Genomic DNA, 16,871 nt, shown 5'->3' on the forward strand with positions numbered 1-16,871 from the left:
ACGCGCGAAACAAGTTTCACGCCTACGTTATAAAACATTAGGCACTAGGATTTAGGCTCTAGGACGCGATATAAAATCGCTGCTACTTGTTCGGCGTTAAAACGCTCCTACAAACTTGTAACTCGCAAACTTTACTCTCGTATCTCGCTACTCTCTCAACGCTTATAAAGCGCTTCAATAGTTGCTGAATCAAGTGAATAGGCATTAATCATATAGCCTGCCAACGCACCTGATGCGTTTTCCGGTAATTCAAGTTTTTGTGATAACGCATGTAGTGTAAATTGATATCGGTGAGCGCCATGGCCTACTGGAGGGCAAGCGCCGCCAAAGCCTTTGAAACCATAATCATTTGTGATCTGCACACTGCCTTTTGGCATTGCGTTCTTCTCTGCACTGCCTGCACCGCTTGCTAAACTTGATACCGACTTAGGGATATTCACAACTTGCCAATGCCACCAGCCACTCCCTGTAGGCGCATCTGGATCATAAACGGTCAATGCGAATGCTTCAGTTCCTTTAGGTGCATTTTGCCAAGCAAGTTGTGGAGAAAGGTTATCGCCATTACAACCAAACCCTTTAAACTCTTGCGCACTCCCCATAAAGTCACCATGGGCAATGTCTTTGCTTGTTAGAGTAAATGTCTCAGCGAATGTGGTGCCAGATAAACATAGCAGAAATAACGGTGTAGCAATTTTCAATGTTGATGATTTCATAATATTCTCCGATTAATAAGAATAATCATAATACCTAGCAAAGACAGATCAAATTAGTACCAAAACTGTCAATTATTAGCCTGCTTCGCTCATTATTGTTTTACGAAGGGCTGTTGGAGTCGTATTAAACAAAAGTTTAAACTTATCGGTGAATCTAGATTGCGACGAAAAACCACATTGCTGGGCAATAGTGCCAATAGATTGTGAGCTACTTTGAATCAAATGTAGTCCATGGCTTAAACGTGCGTTATCTTTAATTAACTGAAAACTACTGTCTTCTGCGGTTAACTTTCTTCTGAGTGTCGATTCGCTCATCGCTAACGTCGTTGCAATACTGCTTGCATCCCAATCACGCGTTAAATCACCAGCGATAATAGTATGTACTTTGTGGGTCAGTGTTGGTGGCTCAATAATAGAACCTAAGTCTTTGAATCCCTGAGAAAATAGCACTTGCAGCAGCTCTTGTCTTCTAATTGGCCATAATTGTGGTGGTGTTACTGCAGCCCATTCAATAAATTGTTTTAAAGTCATTTTAAACAGTGGATCGACTTGCCCTGTAATAAACTTTTTCTTTGCCCCGGCTTGATATTTCAAACACTCAAAGTCGGTGTAATCAAATTCAATCAATAGCGCAATATAGCCAAAGTTTTGTGGAATATTGCGCATTGCAACCTGAGGTGTATTTGCCATTAAGACAAAATTACCTGCATCACAATTAACTTCTTCTGTATCTATTAGCGTTTTGCTGCCAGATAACACAACGACAAGTAATGGGTTTGCGATAGGCACATTTACAATATGTTGTTCATCATTAGCGCAGTAAATCGAAAACGGTAAAGACGGATGTTGCTTTACTGTGCTTAAACCTATCTCTATTAATTCATTCATAATTTACAGTGTTTTTTATTGCTCTGGACGGAACGGCATCATCCGTGAATTTTAGTTATTCGGCGTTAAAACGCTACCGGCTAACTTTACACTTTAATCGCGCTAAAGCACGACCTACAAACGCGTTAAAAAACATTAGGCACTAGGATCTAGGCCCTGGGACGTGATGTAAAATCGCTGCTACTTATTCGGCGTTAAAACGCCTCCTACAAACTTGTATCTCGCTAACTTTACTCTCGTATCTCGCTAACTTTACTCTCGTATCTCGCTAACTTTACTCTTGTAACTCGTATCTCGCTAACTTTAACCCAATCAAACAAGCATATTGTTTAACATCATTCCTGGCATTAAAAATACCATTGCAAAAGAGAATGAGCCGGTGAGTGCAACTGCAATACAGCAGAATACCGTTTGCATTAAAAAGACGTTGGGTTTACCAGAGGCACTTTTTTGAAATGACACATAGGCAAGTAACAGTTTTTCTCTAATTTTTTGAAGGTAAGAACGCACTACTCTGATAATAGGCAAGCTGTACATTGCTAAAAAAGCAAATACAACTTCTATTCCACCAAAATGAAATAACAGTGCAATCTCAGGTGAGAACCAACCGACAATAGCTATCAAGCACCAAAATGCAGCTTTTTGATATTTATTTAGTTCGTGCCATTTGATCATCGTCTTCCTTGTATTTCCAATTATATTTAAATTAAGTGAGCAGCTGATTTATCTAGTTTAGTTATATACGCTTTGAGCTCTGCAAGCTTGAGTTTTTCGCCTTGGTGAGCATTCATCGCTTTTGCAAAGTAGCTATTGGCTTGCAGCTGATCACCTGCATGCTCATGAATGAGTCCAATGCGAAGATAAGTAAAAGCAAGATTATTCGGGCCTATTTCTGTTTGCAGCGTTTTAGCGCTATCAAGCTCAAGAATTCTTGCAAGTGCATTTAACGCATAAAGCGCACTATCGCTCGAACCTTTGATGTACTGAGAATGAGCAAGTTCTAGCTCTTTTTTAAGAAATTCGCTTGTAATTTCATTTGCGTTTGTAGGTACTGCGAACGAGACTAAAACAGCTAAGGTTAAAACTTTAAACATATAAAACCTCCTTTTAAAATGTGCTTTACAGATTAATCAAACTCGACCAACTGGTCAAACTTTACTCTCATATCTCACTAACTTCTCTTTTGACGCGCGAAACAAGTTTCACGCCTACGATTGAAAGCATAAGGTGCTAGGATTTAGGCTCTGGGACGCGATGTAAAATCGCTGCTACTTGTTCGGCGTTGAAACGCCTCCTAGAAACTTTACCCTTGTAACTAGCTAACTTTCCACTTGAGTCTCGCAAACTTTACCCTTGAGTCTCGCTAACTTTACTCTTTAATCGGGCTTAATCACGACCAAAACCTATCAGCTTTTTGCCATTTAATCCTTTTTTATGCCATTCGGTTTGTTCTTCGCAAAATATTTGCGCGTCTAATTCTTTACTTGGCTCTTCATTTAAACTGCCTGCAGGTACAAGTAGGTATTTACTGTCTTGTGATTCAAATGGCAACGCAGAGCCACAGGTTTTACAAAACGCCCTAGATAATGCACGACCAGGGTAATTAAACCGCGTAATGTGATTTTGGCCTTTAACCCATTCGATAGCATCAGGTGAGGTAAACAAGTTTGCAGCGTGAGCAGTGCCAGTTAGTTTGCGGCATTGTTCGCAATGACAGAAGAAAAAACGCCTAAAGTTATCAGCGACTTTATAACTCACTTCGCCGCAGCAGCATCCACCAGTAAGTGTTTTAGTCATATCTATCTCCTTATTCGCTAAGCTAAAAATTGATACCCTAAACGATGCGCTATTTAATAATTTTTGGCAATAAAAAAGGCCATGTTGCACTTACAACATGGCCTTTTTGCATTGACACAACTTAGAAATCTAAGTTTGATAAAACTTCATCATCAACGTTATTAGACAAAGTCACTTTAAGTTTAGGGGTACGAGCCATTTCACGTTTAATAGCAAAATTAGCTTCTTCGTTACGCGCCCAACTACGACGAGCAATACCGTTGTTTACATCAAATAATAGCATAGATTTCAAACGACGCTCGGCAGCTTCACTACCGTCTAGTAGCATACCAAAACCACCGTTGATCACTTCACCCCAGCCAACACCGCCACCATTGTGAATAGATACCCAAGTAGCACCACGGAAACCATCACCAATTACATTGTGAATCGCCATGTCTGCTGTGAAGCGGCTACCATCATAAATGTTTGATGTTTCACGGAAAGGTGAATCCGTACCACTCACATCATGGTGGTCACGCCCAAGTACAACCGGACCAATTTCGCCACGATTAATGGCATCATTAAAGGCTTTAGCAATTTCAGCGCGGCCTTGTGCATCTGCATAAAGAATACGAGCTTGCGAACCAACAACCAGTTTGTTCTGCTTCGCATCTTTGATCCACGTGATGTTGTCTTGCATTTGCTGTTGGATCTCTTCTGGCGAGTCCGCCATGATTTTATTTAAAACGTCTGCAGCAATCGCATCTGTTTTATCAAGATCTTCTGGTTTACCTGATGTACATACCCAGCGGAACGGGCCAAAACCGTAGTCAAAACACATTGGGCCAAGAATATCTTGTACGTATGATGGGTACTTAAAATCAATACCATTTTCAGCCATTACATCGCCACCAGCGCGTGATGCCTCTAGCAAGAACGCATTACCGTAATCAAAGAAGTAAGTTCCTTTTGCCGTGTGCTTGTTAACAGCATCAGCGTGGCGCTTAAGCGTCGCTTGTACTTTTTCTTTAAATACTTCTGGCTCTTCACGAATTAAACGATTTGACTCTTCATAGCTGATATCAACCGGGTAGTAACCGCCTGACCAAGGGTTATGAAGTGAAGTTTGGTCTGAACCTAAGTGAATGAAAATATCTTCAGCTAAGAAGCTTTCCCATACATCAACCACGTTACCGATAAAGGCAATTGAAACCACTTCTTCATTTTGCTGAGCCGTACGTACACGCTCAACAAGCTCTGGCATGTTATCAATTAGCTCATCAACCCAACCTTGTTGATGACGCTTAATAGCTGCCTTAGGGTTAACCTCGGCACATACGGTGATACAGTTAGCAATGTTACCCGCTTTAGGTTGCGCACCACTCATACCGCCTAAACCAGCAGTTAAGAAGATCTTACCTTTTGGTGATTCGCCTTTTTCAAGTACTTTACGGAATGCATTCATTACCGTAATGGTTGTACCGTGCACGATGCCTTGTGGGCCAATGTACATAAATGAACCCGCAGTCATTTGACCGTATTGAGTTACACCTAGTGCATTGAATTTTTCCCAGTCATCCGGCTTTGAATAGTTCGGGATCATCATACCGTTTGTCACAACCACGCGCGGTGCTTCTACTGATGATGGAAATAACCCCATAGGGTGACCCGAATACATGTGCAGCGTTTGGTCTTCTTCCATTTCGCTTAAGTACTTCATGGTTAATAAGTACTGTGCCCAGTTTTGGAATACCGCACCGTTACCACCGTACGTGATTAGCTCTTCAGGGTGCTGTGCTACTGCTGGATCAAGGTTATTGTCGATCATTAACATGATAGCGGCAGCTTGTTCGCATTTAGCTGGGTAATCGCTGATTGAGCGCGCTTTAAGTTCATAGTTAGGCTTAAAGCGATACATGTAAATACGGCCAAATTGCTTAAGCTCAGCGGCAAATTCGACGGCTAATTCTTGATGCCATTCTTTAGGGAAATAACGCAATGCGTTACGAATTGCTAATTGCTTTTCGTCAGCTGATAAAATGTCTTTACGTTTTGGAGCTCGGTTTGCATCATTTGGATACGGTTTTGGCTCTGGCAATACGCTTGGGATACCTTGCTTAATTTGTTCTTGAAAAGTCATTATTTGCTCCCTTAGTTAACTTTAAACGCTTGCGATTTAACAAGTGCAACCATGGCATCAATGTCTGGCTTAAGTAAGCGGTCTTCTTCTAGTTTGGCAACTTTGCTGCGAATGAGCGCAAAGTTTTCTTCAATAATGTCTGAACACTTGTTAGGACGTCTAAATTCGATTGCTTGCGCTGCATACATCAGCTCAATCGCAAAGATTTTATCAAGGTTACCTAAAATCTGGTTTAACTTACGACCAGAAATACTACCCATAGATACGTGATCTTCTTGGCCCATTGATGTTGGTACGCTGTCTGCTGATGGCGGGAAACACAATGATTTATTTTCTGTTACCAGTGCAGCTGTCACGTATTGCGGGATCATCATGCCAGAGTTTAAGCCACCCGATGTCGTTAATAAACGTGGTAAGCCGTGTAAGCCCTCAAGCAGTAAATAACAACGACGATCAGCAATGTTACCAAGCTCTGCCGCTGCGATTGATGCGTAATCTAATACCATAGCAAGTGGTTGACCGTGGAAACCACCACCCGAAATGGCTTCTTCTTCGCTGATCACAATTGGGTTATCTGTTACAGAGTTCATTTCTGTTTCAGCAAGCTCTTTTAAATGGTAGTACGCGTTACGTGATGCACCATGAACTTGTGGAATACAACGTAATGAGTAAGGGTCTTGAACACGGTCACAATCAGTGTGTGAAGCCATGTTTTCAGATCCTGCAAAAAAGCTACGCATACGCGCTGCAACTTCAACGTTACCTTTAAAAGCACGAATTGCGTGTAACTCTTCACGGAACGGCGATTGGCTACCCTGCATACCTTCAATACTCATAGCACCTGCGATATCTGCAAGGTCTAATAAGTAACGCATTTTAGTAAGCGCAGTAATGGCATGCGATAAAATAAACTGAGTACCGTTAATTAACGCTAGGCCTTCTTTAGCATGTAATTCTAAAGGCGCTAAACCGTGCTCTTTTAATACCTCTGCTGCTGGTTTGATTGTGTCGTTTACCCAAAACTCACCTTCACCTAAAAGAGGTAAGAATAAGTGCGATAACGGTGCTAAGTCACCCGATGCGCCTACTGAGCCTTGCTCTGGTACTACAGGGATAATATCAAGTTCAATAAACTTAAGCATACGCTCAACAACGGTTAAACGAATACCTGAAAAACCTTGGCTTAATGCATGTACTTTGGTGATTAGCATCAGCTTTGAAATAGGTTTAGCGATTGGCTCACCCACACCAACAGCGTGTGTGATCAATAAGTTCTTTTGTAATAGGTTGGTTTCTTCTGGAGAAATTTGTGTATCACACAATGGGCCAAAGCCCGTATTGATACCATAAATGGCTTTATCTGAGGCAGCCATTTTGTCTACGTTTTGGCGGCTTTTATTTATTTTATCAATTGCTTCTTGGCAAAGCTCTGCCTCTAACGTACCGGCTGCAATAGCATTAACGCTGTCTAACGTTAATTGGTCAACACCATACTTAAATGTCATTTATAACTCCTAAAGAACAGGATTAAGTTTTATTTAGATGAAGTCTAGCTTGCTCTAGTTGTTTTACAAATGCATAATTATCGTTATTCATTCCAGATTTATCGAACTAAAAGAAGAGCTATGCAAGTTCATGACGTAGACCTGCGCTTATTGCGCGTTTTTGTAGCAATTGTTGAGTGTGGCGGGCTTTCAGCCGCAGAGTCACGTTTAAATATTGGCCGCTCAACGATCAGTGCGCATTTATCTGATTTAGAAGTAAGGCTTGGCATTAAATTATGTAAACGTGGCCGCAGTGGTTTTGAAATTACAGACGCTGGTGCCATCACTTATCAGGCATCGATTGAACTGCTTCAGCAATGCGAAGCCTTTGCTAATACCGTAGCAAGCTCTAAAAACGAGTTATCGGGGCGTTTAAGTATTGCCATGATAGATACCATGGTCAGCGACCCACGTTGTGCCATTCCACGCGTAATCGCAAAGTTAAAAGGCAAAGGTAAAAACATTCAGTTCGATATTAATGTGTGCGAGGCACGAGAGGTAGAAACCGCAGTAGCCAATGGCCGTTCATTAGTGGGAATTGGTGTTAGCCGCCATCATATTCGTGGGTTAGATTACACTGCCCTACACAATGAAACTAACTTTTTGTATTGCGCAGTCGGTCACCCATTATTTAAGTGTGAAGAAAAACAAATAAATGAGCTCATTAAAGAAGCCGAAGTCATTACCAGTAACTACATGCGCGATAAAGAAAGCCGAAACGACGGTTTAAACTATCAAAATAGTGCTGTGGCTTATCACGATGAAGGTATTGCACATTTAATTTTATCGGGTGAGTTTATTGGTTATTTACCCGACCACTACGCACAGTTCTGGGTTGATAAAGGTATTTTCAAAGCTATTCAACCGAGTAAATATCACTACGATATTCCTGTGGTATTGATCACCTCAAAAACAAATGCCAGCTCGCCTTTAGCAAACGCCATGATTGACGAAATTAAGCGTTGTTACGAGGTTTAGTTTTAAACTTGTTGATTAAACTAAAAACAATCAAAATCAGACCAAAAATACCAAGCAATATACGCGTAATATTGCTTTTAAATATTGCCTGTTCATAACTTTGGATCATCTTACCATTTAGTTGTAACTGATGAACTTTATACGCTTCGGCACTTTTATAATATGAAGCTAAAACATGAACGTGGTCATTTAATTCAATTGGTAAATTCGTTGGTCTTAGGTATGTAGTCGTCTTTTCCGTTCCTACAACTGTCATAAGTTTACATTTATTGTGTTGCCCACAATTTCTATGTGATTCATAAAAGCGCTGTACTACACCCTGCTCATCTAGTAGCTGTTCTTTTATAGGCAAATCCAAAAAATAGAATGCGGCAATTATTTGCAATAGGCCTATTAAAAATAAATAAGAAGATAAAAACTTTTTTTCTTCTTTTTTCGTGTATTGAGTGATTGGCGACTGATGCGGTGTATTAAGCATTGAGCTGCGGCTCTTTAGTTTCTTTAATTAGCACGAGACTAAACGCGATTATGGCAAAGTTTGTAGTCACAGGATTAAACGCTTCGATTAAAAGTGCGGGCTGTAAAACAGCAACAAACAGCATTAGCCCAACTAAAGCGACTATATTGAGAATATTGATTAAGATTGAACGGTAGAAGATAAAAAACAGCACGGCAAATATAATTTCACCTATGCCAGCTGCCCGAGTAATGAGCATTGAAATTTCAGCATTAAAACCAAAACTTGCCGTCATTTGTTGTTCTAAGGGGGCAATATGAATTAGTTTTGGCATCAGCCCATGATAAAGCCAACTAAAGCTGATAATAAATCGAGCGATGTGAATCGTACTTAAATGCTTCATTGGGTAAGTTTACTTTGTGTGCTCTGATATTCAGAGCACACAGTATAGCTTATAAGCTAGTAGGTTTACCGAAACGATTCTCAGCTTCATCACCTGCTAAAAAGCCATTTTCAATTAACGCCCAGATACCACCAATAACGGGAACTAAGCCAATCAGTACCCACCAACCTGATTTATTACGGTCATGCCAGCGCTTTACTTGAACCGCAAGCGAAACCCACATAAGTGGGATATAAAAGATGAGTGTGATCACAGAAATTGCTGTTTCATTACCCGCTGTTAATAATGCGACTAAGAACATAAAAACAAATGAAGCTACGATAATACCTAAGAAAGAATACCAATAGGTTTTTCTAGGTATACGACCATTAAAAGAAAACAAAATTTCTTTCATCGTTAAAGTGGTAGTTTCTGTTGATGCCGAAGCGAGGTTTGCTTCTGGGGCTTGATATACGTTTTCTGACACTGTCATTTCCTTTGATATGTGTTGTAGCAGACCGAATTAATCTAGTCTGCTGATTTATGTTGTTAATAGTGCTGAATTAAGCATGAATAATATAACACAAAATGATTGGATTTGGGTACTAAGAAATTGTTGATAAGCTTTAGACAGGTATGTACTAGGCCATAAAAAAGCACCCTTAGGTGCTTTTAATTAATTCGGTTGTTGCCAATATTTGGCGTATAAATTTGGATAGGTTTGTTTTAAATACTTGGCTTTATCTTTAAAGCGTTTACCTTTTGGTTGCTCAAGGCCTGATGGTACAAAAGGTAATTCGTCATCATTACGTTCTTCGTAAAGCATACCGGCAATTAAATCGTATTCATCTAAATACGGGTAAGGCTGTTCGTTTAAATGATAAACTGGCGTACACTCAGCAATTGAGTCTGGGTTTTCAAGCGCCTTTAAAAAAGCCTGTTCACCACGTGAAATAAGCCAACATAAAAACTCAGAAAAGCCATAATCATCGTTACAACCGGCCATTACATAAGCGGCACCAAATAAGTCCCAGGTATAGGCTTTGCGCATACGTAGGTTAAACTGCTTATCAAATTCCATCAGCTGCTGGTCAGATAAATCAGTCAGCTTTGCTTTTAATGCATTACAAACAGATTCAGGCTCAGCAGTTTTATCTTCGGCGGTTACGAGTTGCCAAAATTCACTTTCACTTAAAACACTCATGATAAAATCTCTTTCACGCGCCCTACTTGACCATCATCAAGTTGAACTTTAATACCATGCGGGTGGTTTGGGGATTTAGTTAAAATACGTGACACCACACCTTGAGTTAACTGACCTGTTCGTTGATCTTGTTTTAATACAATGTTGACTTCGCAGCCAATTGAAATTTGTGAACGCGTAGGCACTGCCATTGCTATATCTCTTTCAATAATTTTTGCCGATTATAGCCATTTGCCGCTAGCTTACCAAATTAAACCTGTTTGATTGGGCTGTTTTTAAGCAGCGCCTTTGGCAATACCTCATTTAAACGTTCGATGATGGCTTCAGCTTTACCCTTTATTTGAAAGTCATAACCTTGCCCGTTGCCATCTAATATGACGGCTAAATAGTTATCAGCAACTTTCAATTGCGAAATACGACTTAATTCAAGTATCTCTTCTTTTTCGCATTGGTAGTACACCTGCTTAACCGTTAGGCTTGTGTCTGTTGCAGTGATTGTATTACTAAGCGCTGCTTTGGCTACGAATTTTTCTGTTGAGTAATAAGCCTGCACCACACATGCAATTGCCAAGGTAAAGCAGGTATAAGGTGAAATAGGTAATGAATCAGATTGCAAGCCGTACACGCCTACACCACTAAACAACACAGCAAGAGCGCGATTTAACCTAACCATCTGTTTAGGGGTTAAATTAAAGTACATTATTATTCCTTTAAAAACGTAATTGCTTTTACATTGATAGCTAAATCTACAGCGCTCAATTCTTTGATAATTAAACTGGTAATTAACTGGGTTTGCTCAGCGGTTATCGGCAGCTCTTTGCAATAACAACTTACTTTTAGTGATTGTGGTAGCTTTTTTAGGTCAGCAGTATGCGTTAACCATGAAAATTCGTGTACGTGCTCTTTTGCTTGTTCGCAGGCTTGCGTTAAAGCCTCTCGAATAGCCTTATCTAGGCGCTTTTCAGTTTTAGTCATGTTCTGCTTGTTGTTTTTTAAATTCTTCGTAGCTATCTTGCTGGCGCTTTACACACTCATGGTACTCTTTATCTGCCATATGATTGCATTCACTTAAGCGCGCTGATTGAATTTCATGATAACGGGCATCTGAGCTACACGCTGATAAAACCACAGCAAGCGTTGCAATCACGGCCAATTTTAAAGCATTAAAAAACATTAAATTTCCTTTATGTAGTTATACATTGGTGCTGCGTTTTCCTGTATATTGCGGGGGTTTAAATATTATAACCAAAGGGTTCTATATGATGTTGTCGCAGTTACAAGAGCTGTTTCAGCGTATCGATAAAAGTAAAATTTTTCAATCATTTGTTATTGCTGTCATTGTTATTTCAGCGCTAACAGTGGGGGCACACACCTACTCATTACATCCAACTGCCGAGCTTGCCTTACACTGGATGGACTTAGGGATTACAGTATTCTTTTTAGTTGAACTGGTGATCCGTTTTATTGCCAGTCGTGGCTTTAAAGATTTCTTCAGCAAAGGCTGGAATATTTTCGATTTTATAATCGTGGTTGGTAGCCTTTACCCTGCTGCTGGCTCAACCCTTTTCATCGCCCGATTATTGCGTATTTTCCGCGTATTGCGACTAGTGTCGATGATCCCAGAACTTAGATTGCTGGTTAACTCGCTTCTAAAAGCTATTCCGCAAATGGGCTATATCGCCCTGCTTATGTTCGTGATCTTCTACATTTATGCCGCCATGGGTAGCATGCTGTTTGCTGACATTAACCCAGTATTGTGGGGCGATGTATCAATTTCTATGCTAACCCTATTTAGGATTGCAACGTTTGAGGATTGGACCGATGTTATGTATGAAACGATGGCTGTGTATGAACTCAGCTGGATTTTCTATCTAACGTTCATCTTCTTAACGGCCTTTGTATTTTTAAACATGATGGTTGGTGCGATTTTAGAAGTTATGTCTGAAGAGCATCGTAACGCCCGTGAAGAGCAAACATCTGATGCCGACATGCCTGCAACCAAAGGGCAAATTGCTCAGCTGCAAGCTGAAATGGCCGAACTCAAACAACTATTGAAAGAAAAGCAGTAAGGCTTTTTTTGATATTAGGCGCTAGAACCTAGCGCCTTTTTTACCCTCTTTTTTCTACCTTCCATGGTGGGTTTAAGCGGTTTTCTCCGGCCCAATATAATTTAATTTTATTCCCTGATGGGTCTTTTAGAATTGCTTCCGTCCATAAATAACGCTGGGCGGTAGGTGGCTGTTCAAAGCGAATGCCTTTTTCAACAAGGCTTGCATAGAGCTCATCGAGCTGCTCATGTTCAAAATATATTACCGCACTGTTACTAAACTCTTCAGTTTCTAATGACAGCGAAAATGTGGCATCACCATCAGGGCATTGAAAGCGCGCATAATGCGGGGTATCCACTATCTGAATCATTCCTAGTGTTAAGTAAAAAGCCACCGCTTCATTCATATCCTTTACAGGTAACGTCACCTGATTGAGATTCATTTGCTACTCCCATGTAATGCTTTATTCGTTGCTTCAGCATATCGCGTTCATTAAATTAAGCAAAAAATAAGTGACGAGTTAGCGAGTTACAAGTTGCGAGAGTAAAGTTTCTAGGAGACGTTTCAACACCGAACAAGTAGCAGCGATTTTACATCGCGTCCTAGAGCCTAAATCCTAGAGCCCAATGTTTTAAATCGTAGGCGTGAAACTTGTTTCGCGCGTTGTCTTGTAGGTTGTGCTTTAGCGCGTTAAAAGAGAAGTTAGCGGGTTGCGAGAGTAAAGTTTGTAGGAGGCGTTTTAACGCCGAACAAGTAGTAGCGATTTTATATCGCGTCCCAGAGCCTGAATCCTAGCGCCTAATGTTTTAAATCGTAGACGTGAAACTTGTTTCGCGGGTTTGTATATAAGAGCCTTTCAACACCGAACATTTATGGTTAACAGTTATTGTCGCCATAAATGACGACCTACACGGCTGAAGCCACTCCTAAACGAGTTCCAAGTGCAATATTGGAAATGGTTTACCCATATCATCTAAGGGCGAGCGTGAGGCAACTTTAAAGCCCATATGCTGATAAAAGCCAACTGCAAGTGGGTTTTGCTCATTAACATCCACTTTGTGAGAAGCTAATTGCTCAACCGCATAGTTAAGTAGGGCTTTACCTATACCCTTACCTCTTGCGGCATCTAAAATAAACAGCATTTCAATTTTGCACTCATGTACGCCAACAAAGCCTAAAATTGCCTGATGCTCATCCTTAATACACTTTAAAGTAACATTAGGAAACGCCTGCTCTATGATAATTGGCTTAAAAAAAGCGATGTCGTCTTCCGTTATAAAATCATGGGTTGCTCGTACTGAGTTTTCCCATACAGCAAGTAGCTCTGGGTAATCTTCAGCGTTCACATTGTCTATTTTCATTGATTAAATACTCATAATTGCTGCTAGCAAAGTAACATCAGGTTTTAGAATTCACACAAGTATTATTCAAGCAATAAACCAAAGTAAAGCATTGTCACGATTTCAGACATAACTCCCGCGAGCGATAAATATGACATTTAGTTGACAGGGGCATGGAATGTACTAACTTTAGTTTTAGTAATTAACATGCTTTTAACAAAGCAGTGCTTGATACTTTCCAACCAATTGGCAGCATTTGCGGGATGCAAATTAGCTGCCTATTCCTACTTCATGTTTAAGCATATAGCTAAGTAAAGCTTGGGCATCTGGGTGTTTATCTGCCCTTAACCCTGTTACAACACCTTGTTGATCCGCCGCCGATTTATGCTGGCCTAACTTCTCTTTTGCCTGAATTGAATCAAGTTCGATTTTAATACCCACTATGCCACGGAGTAATTTGGCTTGATAATCAGCTGGCAACAAACTGGTGTCGTTTAAAATACTTGGCTCGTATTGGCTAATTAGTTCATCTAGGCAGGCTAAGGTGTTGTCATCATCGAGGTATTCTACTTTGCCCTTGGCATGCACCGCAGCGTAGTTCCAAGTCGATACAGCTGGCTTCTCACTATACCAAGTCGGTGAAATATAACTATGTGGGCCATTAAAAACCACCAATACACGGGTATCTTGCAAGCTTTTGCCATGACGATTTGCCCGTGACACATGACCATACAAGGTACCAAACTCGCCCTCATCGGGTTTATAAACTAATGGTAGATGGGTTGCCTCAAACTCACTATCAACCATCAATGCAAAGCTGTAGGTTTTGATGAACTGCGATACTCGCTCTGGTGTCATTTTCCATTTATTAGGGGTGTGCATTACTTTCCTTTATTGCTAAAAAAGGCCAGCAAACTGCTAGCCTTAATATTGAGTTGTATGATTAATGTTGACCATCAACAATAATGCGTAACATACGACGAAGTGGCTCAGCAGCCCCCCATAGCAGTTGGTCACCTACTGTAAACGCACTGATATATTCTGGACCCATCGCTAATTTGCGAATACGACCTACCGGAATAGACAGTGTGCCGGTTACTTTTACAGGTGTTAAATCAGTTGATGTAATGCCACGATCATTCGGGATCACTTTGACCCACTCATTGTGAGAAGCAAGAATTTCTTCAATTTGCTCAACGCTAATGTCTTTGCGCAGCTTAATTGTCATTGCTTGTGAGTGACAACGCATTGCGCCAATGCGAACACATAAGCCATCAACAGGGATAGGTTGTTCGCTGCTGCCTAAAATTTTGTTCGCTTCAACTTGCGCTTTCCACTCTTCTTTACTTTGACCGCTTGGCATTGGTACATCAATCCAAGGAATAAGGCTACCTGCTAGAGGCACACCAAACTGGTCTTGTGGTAAATCGCTTGAGGCAATTTTTTCGGTGACTAACTTATCAATCTCAAGAATCGCAGCATTTGGATCTGCAAGTTTGTCAGCAACAGTTTCGTGAATTGCACCCATTTGCGCAATTAACTCTTTCATGTTGCGAGCGCCTGCACCAGACGCCGCTTGATATGTCATTGGGCTTACCCATTCAATCAAGTCTTGTTCAAATAAACCGCCTAGGGCTAATAGCATAAGTGATACGGTACAGTTACCGCCCACATAGGTTTTAACACCTTGCTCTAAGCCTGCACTGATAACGTCTTTGTTTACTGGATCTAGCACAATAATACTGTCGTCACTCATACGCAGTGCCGATGCCGCATCAATCCAGTAACCTTGCCAACCTGATTCGCGTAATTGCGGGTAAACGGCTTTGGTATAGTCACCGCCTTGGCAAGTGACAACAATATCCATCTTCGCAAGCTCAGCGATATCATTAGCATCTAAAAGCGGTTTAGCAGGACCCGCAAGATCAGGGCCTAATTGACCGGTTTGTGAGGTGGTGAAAAAAGTCGTGTCGATATTAGAAAAATCATTTTCTTGCTGCATACGTTCTAATAACACAGAGCCAACCATGCCCCGCCAACCGACTAATCCTACTTTTTTCATTGTTTGTTCCACTGTTTGATTCATTCAAATTACCTAAACTGTTAAAAATTAAAGTCCATTGCGTGAGAATTTAATTTTTACAGGAGTAATCTAGCATTGCGGCCCAAGCAAAACCAGCGCAAACCGAGTAACATCAAAATTTTTCATCTTAGCATTGGACATGCGTCCGGTAGCACTAAGTTTAGCGCACCAGCATGCACTTCAAAACGTTGTTGCTTTGAGGTGATTGGCTCGCCATCTAAGTTTATTGGCATTTCTGTTTGTGTTTGCCATTCAAGCCAAGGCACTTGAAAGCGTTTTACCCACTGTTGTGATGAGTTAGGGTAATTGCTGAGCTCTTCGATAACCGCTGGTACATCTGAAATTGCAAATGAGGTAAACGCCACTAAATCAACCAAGCCATCATTTATGTACGCATGGGGCGCAAGGGGCTGACCGCCACCCGCTTGGCGTCCATTACACACGGCAGCGGCAATAATATCGCCCGAAGTTCGTTCACCATCAGGCAGCGTTAACTCGCCACTGTAAGGCACAAAACTTAGCGCTTGTACAAGCCCTGCCAAGGTATACGCGCCACCACCGAGTAAGTTTTTCAGTGCAGGCGGTGTGGTTGCGGTAATTTTTGCCCCAAAGCCAGCACTGGCTACGTTCACAAAATAACGCTTATCAACCTCTACCGTATCAATTGCATACGGCTGACCCTGTGCGGCAAGTTTAAGCGCTGGCAAGTACCCGTGAGGAATATTAGCGGCTGTAGCAAAATCATTTGCTGTGCCCATAGGTAAAATTGCAAGCTCTAAACGTTGTGACTTTTCTAGTTTCATTAATGCATTAACGGCTTCATTAACGGTGCCATCGCCACCAGCTACGACAATACGTTTTACACCTTCTGCGACGGCTTCATTGATAAAGCGCTCAATGTCACCGCCTTCATAGGTAACACGCACCGCCAGTGGCTGACTAGTTCGAAATTGACCAATGGCATCACGAAGCTGCTCATCAGCCGCTTTTTTACCATTTATAATTAACCGTAAGTCCATTTTTAATCCCTGTTTAAACACGTTGAACTACCATAACACGCAATGGTTTAATATACCCAAACTACCTCAAGATGCGAGTTTCAGTTGGAATTAAAAGCGATTTAGGCAAGGCATTGATTGCAAGTAATAGTGGTTCTATTGTTAAAATCAATAACGCAGTATAAATCGCTTTTAAACCAACCCTTTGGGCGCTTCACAGGCACTTACTCTCATCGTTGTTACTTCTTAAAAGGGACTGCCATTCTTGCAAAGTAACGCCTTGATATTAAGCACCTGTGAAACGCTGAATTCTGCAT

The 16,871-nt window shown here is 41.1% G+C and carries 22 protein-coding genes; 2 read left to right on the plus strand and 20 right to left on the minus strand.

Annotated elements, in window-relative coordinates; genetic code table 11:
- Positions 1 to 155: 155 nt before the first annotated feature.
- The 7 genes from CWC28_RS11805 to hutH all read right to left on the minus strand — a co-directional run bounded on the left by CWC28_RS11805 (position 156) and on the right by hutH (position 7,025).
- On the minus strand, positions 156 to 713 hold the full coding sequence (locus CWC28_RS11805; RefSeq protein WP_063707332.1) for a YbhB/YbcL family Raf kinase inhibitor-like protein: 558 nt from the start codon (positions 711 to 713) through the stop codon (positions 156 to 158).
- Between the two features lie 75 nt (positions 714 to 788).
- The gene (locus CWC28_RS11810; protein WP_063707334.1) at positions 789 to 1,601 is read right to left on the minus strand and encodes a helix-turn-helix transcriptional regulator; all 813 of its coding nucleotides are present in this window, start codon (positions 1,599 to 1,601) and stop codon (positions 789 to 791) included.
- 312 nt (positions 1,602 to 1,913) lie between these two features.
- Positions 1,914 to 2,276, minus strand: a complete 363-nt coding sequence (locus CWC28_RS11815) for a hypothetical protein (protein ID WP_062568001.1) — start codon at positions 2,274 to 2,276, stop codon at positions 1,914 to 1,916.
- 26 nt (positions 2,277 to 2,302) lie between these two features.
- On the minus strand, positions 2,303 to 2,695 hold the full coding sequence (locus CWC28_RS11820; RefSeq protein WP_063707336.1) for a hypothetical protein: 393 nt from the start codon (positions 2,693 to 2,695) through the stop codon (positions 2,303 to 2,305).
- Between the two features lie 292 nt (positions 2,696 to 2,987).
- A complete protein-coding gene (locus CWC28_RS11825; RefSeq protein WP_062568003.1) occupies positions 2,988 to 3,398 on the minus strand; it encodes a GFA family protein in 411 nt (136 codons plus the stop codon).
- Between the two features lie 121 nt (positions 3,399 to 3,519).
- Positions 3,520 to 5,520, minus strand: a complete 2,001-nt coding sequence (hutU, locus tag CWC28_RS11830; protein ID WP_063707338.1) for a urocanate hydratase — start codon at positions 5,518 to 5,520, stop codon at positions 3,520 to 3,522.
- 11 nt (positions 5,521 to 5,531) lie between these two features.
- Complete coding sequence (gene hutH, locus CWC28_RS11835) at positions 5,532 to 7,025, minus strand: histidine ammonia-lyase (protein WP_063707340.1); 1,494 nt, start codon at positions 7,023 to 7,025, stop codon at positions 5,532 to 5,534.
- 120 nt (positions 7,026 to 7,145) lie between these two features.
- On the opposite strand from hutH, the gene CWC28_RS11840 reads away from it, so the two are divergent.
- A complete protein-coding gene (locus CWC28_RS11840) occupies positions 7,146 to 8,042 on the plus strand; it encodes a LysR family transcriptional regulator (RefSeq protein ID WP_063707342.1) in 897 nt (298 codons plus the stop codon).
- Here the strand turns inward: CWC28_RS11840 and CWC28_RS11845 are convergent.
- The 8 genes from CWC28_RS11845 to CWC28_RS11880 form a co-directional block, all read right to left on the minus strand.
- On the minus strand, positions 8,020 to 8,520 hold the full coding sequence (locus CWC28_RS11845; protein ID WP_063707345.1) for a hypothetical protein: 501 nt from the start codon (positions 8,518 to 8,520) through the stop codon (positions 8,020 to 8,022). The two genes, CWC28_RS11840 and CWC28_RS11845, sit on opposite strands and share 23 nt — an antisense overlap.
- Entirely contained in the window at positions 8,513 to 8,902 is a 390-nt protein-coding gene (locus CWC28_RS11850; RefSeq protein WP_063707347.1) for a DoxX-like family protein, read from the minus strand. The genes CWC28_RS11845 and CWC28_RS11850 overlap by 8 nt, the downstream gene beginning before the upstream one ends.
- Positions 8,903 to 8,951: 49 nt before the next feature.
- Positions 8,952 to 9,368: a DUF805 domain-containing protein gene (locus tag CWC28_RS11855; RefSeq protein ID WP_199775193.1), complete on the minus strand. Its 417-nt coding sequence runs from the start codon at positions 9,366 to 9,368 to the stop codon at positions 8,952 to 8,954.
- A gap of 189 nt (positions 9,369 to 9,557) precedes the next feature.
- The gene (locus tag CWC28_RS11860) at positions 9,558 to 10,085 is read right to left on the minus strand and encodes a DUF4240 domain-containing protein (protein ID WP_063707349.1); all 528 of its coding nucleotides are present in this window, start codon (positions 10,083 to 10,085) and stop codon (positions 9,558 to 9,560) included.
- Positions 10,082 to 10,276 carry a YwbE family protein gene (locus CWC28_RS11865; protein WP_036971837.1) on the minus strand — a complete coding sequence of 65 codons (195 nt, stop codon included), beginning with the start codon at positions 10,274 to 10,276 and terminating at the stop codon, positions 10,082 to 10,084. Before CWC28_RS11865 ends, CWC28_RS11860 begins: the two co-directional genes overlap by 4 nt.
- Positions 10,277 to 10,335: 59 nt before the next feature.
- A complete protein-coding gene (locus CWC28_RS11870; RefSeq protein WP_063707351.1) occupies positions 10,336 to 10,785 on the minus strand; it encodes a hypothetical protein in 450 nt (149 codons plus the stop codon).
- Positions 10,786 to 10,787: 2 nt separating this feature from the next.
- A complete protein-coding gene (locus tag CWC28_RS11875; RefSeq protein ID WP_063707353.1) occupies positions 10,788 to 11,060 on the minus strand; it encodes a hypothetical protein in 273 nt (90 codons plus the stop codon).
- Entirely contained in the window at positions 11,053 to 11,259 is a 207-nt protein-coding gene (locus CWC28_RS11880) for a hypothetical protein (protein ID WP_063707355.1), read from the minus strand. Before CWC28_RS11880 ends, CWC28_RS11875 begins: the two co-directional genes overlap by 8 nt.
- Before the next feature lie 88 nt (positions 11,260 to 11,347).
- Here CWC28_RS11880 and CWC28_RS11885 point away from each other — a divergent pair, with 88 nt between their 5' ends.
- A complete protein-coding gene (locus CWC28_RS11885; protein ID WP_171038308.1) occupies positions 11,348 to 12,154 on the plus strand; it encodes an ion transporter in 807 nt (268 codons plus the stop codon).
- Positions 12,155 to 12,194: 40 nt separating this feature from the next.
- Here the strand turns inward: CWC28_RS11885 and CWC28_RS11890 are convergent, their stop codons facing one another.
- The 5 genes from CWC28_RS11890 to yegS form a co-directional block, all read right to left on the minus strand.
- A complete protein-coding gene (locus tag CWC28_RS11890) occupies positions 12,195 to 12,575 on the minus strand; it encodes a VOC family protein (RefSeq protein ID WP_105173467.1) in 381 nt (126 codons plus the stop codon).
- A gap of 484 nt (positions 12,576 to 13,059) precedes the next feature.
- A complete protein-coding gene (locus CWC28_RS11895; RefSeq protein WP_105173468.1) occupies positions 13,060 to 13,494 on the minus strand; it encodes a GNAT family N-acetyltransferase in 435 nt (144 codons plus the stop codon).
- Positions 13,495 to 13,743: 249 nt separating this feature from the next.
- The gene (locus CWC28_RS11900; RefSeq protein ID WP_138625201.1) at positions 13,744 to 14,355 is read right to left on the minus strand and encodes an FMN-binding negative transcriptional regulator; all 612 of its coding nucleotides are present in this window, start codon (positions 14,353 to 14,355) and stop codon (positions 13,744 to 13,746) included.
- Between the two features lie 61 nt (positions 14,356 to 14,416).
- Entirely contained in the window at positions 14,417 to 15,559 is a 1,143-nt protein-coding gene (gene asd / locus CWC28_RS11905; protein WP_063707371.1) for an aspartate-semialdehyde dehydrogenase, read from the minus strand.
- A gap of 119 nt (positions 15,560 to 15,678) precedes the next feature.
- Complete coding sequence (yegS, locus tag CWC28_RS11910) at positions 15,679 to 16,575, minus strand: lipid kinase YegS (protein WP_105173471.1); 897 nt, start codon at positions 16,573 to 16,575, stop codon at positions 15,679 to 15,681.
- Between the last annotated feature and the right edge of the window lie 296 nt (positions 16,576 to 16,871).

This window comes from Pseudoalteromonas sp. S4492, assembly GCF_005886115.1.
In the GTDB taxonomy this organism is placed as follows: Bacteria; Pseudomonadota; Gammaproteobacteria; order Enterobacterales; family Alteromonadaceae; genus Pseudoalteromonas; species Pseudoalteromonas gelatinilytica.

Excerpts from the sequence above, each read along its gene's own strand:
- CWC28_RS11805 (WP_063707332.1), bottom strand. The coding sequence starts at position 713 with ATGAAATCATCAACATTGAAAATTGCTACACCGTTATTTCTGCTATGT.
- CWC28_RS11810 (WP_063707334.1), bottom strand. The coding sequence starts at position 1,601 with ATGAATGAATTAATAGAGATAGGTTTAAGCACAGTAAAGCAACATCCG.
- CWC28_RS11815 (WP_062568001.1), bottom strand. The coding sequence starts at position 2,276 with ATGATCAAATGGCACGAACTAAATAAATATCAAAAAGCTGCATTTTGG.
- CWC28_RS11820 (WP_063707336.1), bottom strand. The coding sequence starts at position 2,695 with ATGTTTAAAGTTTTAACCTTAGCTGTTTTAGTCTCGTTCGCAGTACCT.
- CWC28_RS11825 (WP_062568003.1), bottom strand. The coding sequence starts at position 3,398 with ATGACTAAAACACTTACTGGTGGATGCTGCTGCGGCGAAGTGAGTTAT.
- hutU (WP_063707338.1), bottom strand. The coding sequence starts at position 5,520 with ATGACTTTTCAAGAACAAATTAAGCAAGGTATCCCAAGCGTATTGCCA.
- hutH (WP_063707340.1), bottom strand. The coding sequence starts at position 7,025 with ATGACATTTAAGTATGGTGTTGACCAATTAACGTTAGACAGCGTTAAT.
- CWC28_RS11840 (WP_063707342.1), top strand. The coding sequence starts at position 7,146 with ATGCAAGTTCATGACGTAGACCTGCGCTTATTGCGCGTTTTTGTAGCA.
- CWC28_RS11845 (WP_063707345.1), bottom strand. The coding sequence starts at position 8,520 with ATGCTTAATACACCGCATCAGTCGCCAATCACTCAATACACGAAAAAA.
- CWC28_RS11850 (WP_063707347.1), bottom strand. The coding sequence starts at position 8,902 with ATGAAGCATTTAAGTACGATTCACATCGCTCGATTTATTATCAGCTTT.
- CWC28_RS11860 (WP_063707349.1), bottom strand. The coding sequence starts at position 10,085 with ATGAGTGTTTTAAGTGAAAGTGAATTTTGGCAACTCGTAACCGCCGAA.
- CWC28_RS11865 (WP_036971837.1), bottom strand. The coding sequence starts at position 10,276 with ATGGCAGTGCCTACGCGTTCACAAATTTCAATTGGCTGCGAAGTCAAC.
- CWC28_RS11870 (WP_063707351.1), bottom strand. The coding sequence starts at position 10,785 with ATGTACTTTAATTTAACCCCTAAACAGATGGTTAGGTTAAATCGCGCT.
- CWC28_RS11875 (WP_063707353.1), bottom strand. The coding sequence starts at position 11,060 with ATGACTAAAACTGAAAAGCGCCTAGATAAGGCTATTCGAGAGGCTTTA.
- CWC28_RS11880 (WP_063707355.1), bottom strand. The coding sequence starts at position 11,259 with ATGTTTTTTAATGCTTTAAAATTGGCCGTGATTGCAACGCTTGCTGTG.
- CWC28_RS11885 (WP_171038308.1), top strand. The coding sequence starts at position 11,348 with ATGTTGTCGCAGTTACAAGAGCTGTTTCAGCGTATCGATAAAAGTAAA.
- CWC28_RS11890 (WP_105173467.1), bottom strand. The coding sequence starts at position 12,575 with ATGAATCTCAATCAGGTGACGTTACCTGTAAAGGATATGAATGAAGCG.
- CWC28_RS11895 (WP_105173468.1), bottom strand. The coding sequence starts at position 13,494 with ATGAAAATAGACAATGTGAACGCTGAAGATTACCCAGAGCTACTTGCT.
- CWC28_RS11900 (WP_138625201.1), bottom strand. The coding sequence starts at position 14,355 with ATGCACACCCCTAATAAATGGAAAATGACACCAGAGCGAGTATCGCAG.
- asd (WP_063707371.1), bottom strand. The coding sequence starts at position 15,559 with ATGAATCAAACAGTGGAACAAACAATGAAAAAAGTAGGATTAGTCGGT.
- yegS (WP_105173471.1), bottom strand. The coding sequence starts at position 16,575 with ATGGACTTACGGTTAATTATAAATGGTAAAAAAGCGGCTGATGAGCAG.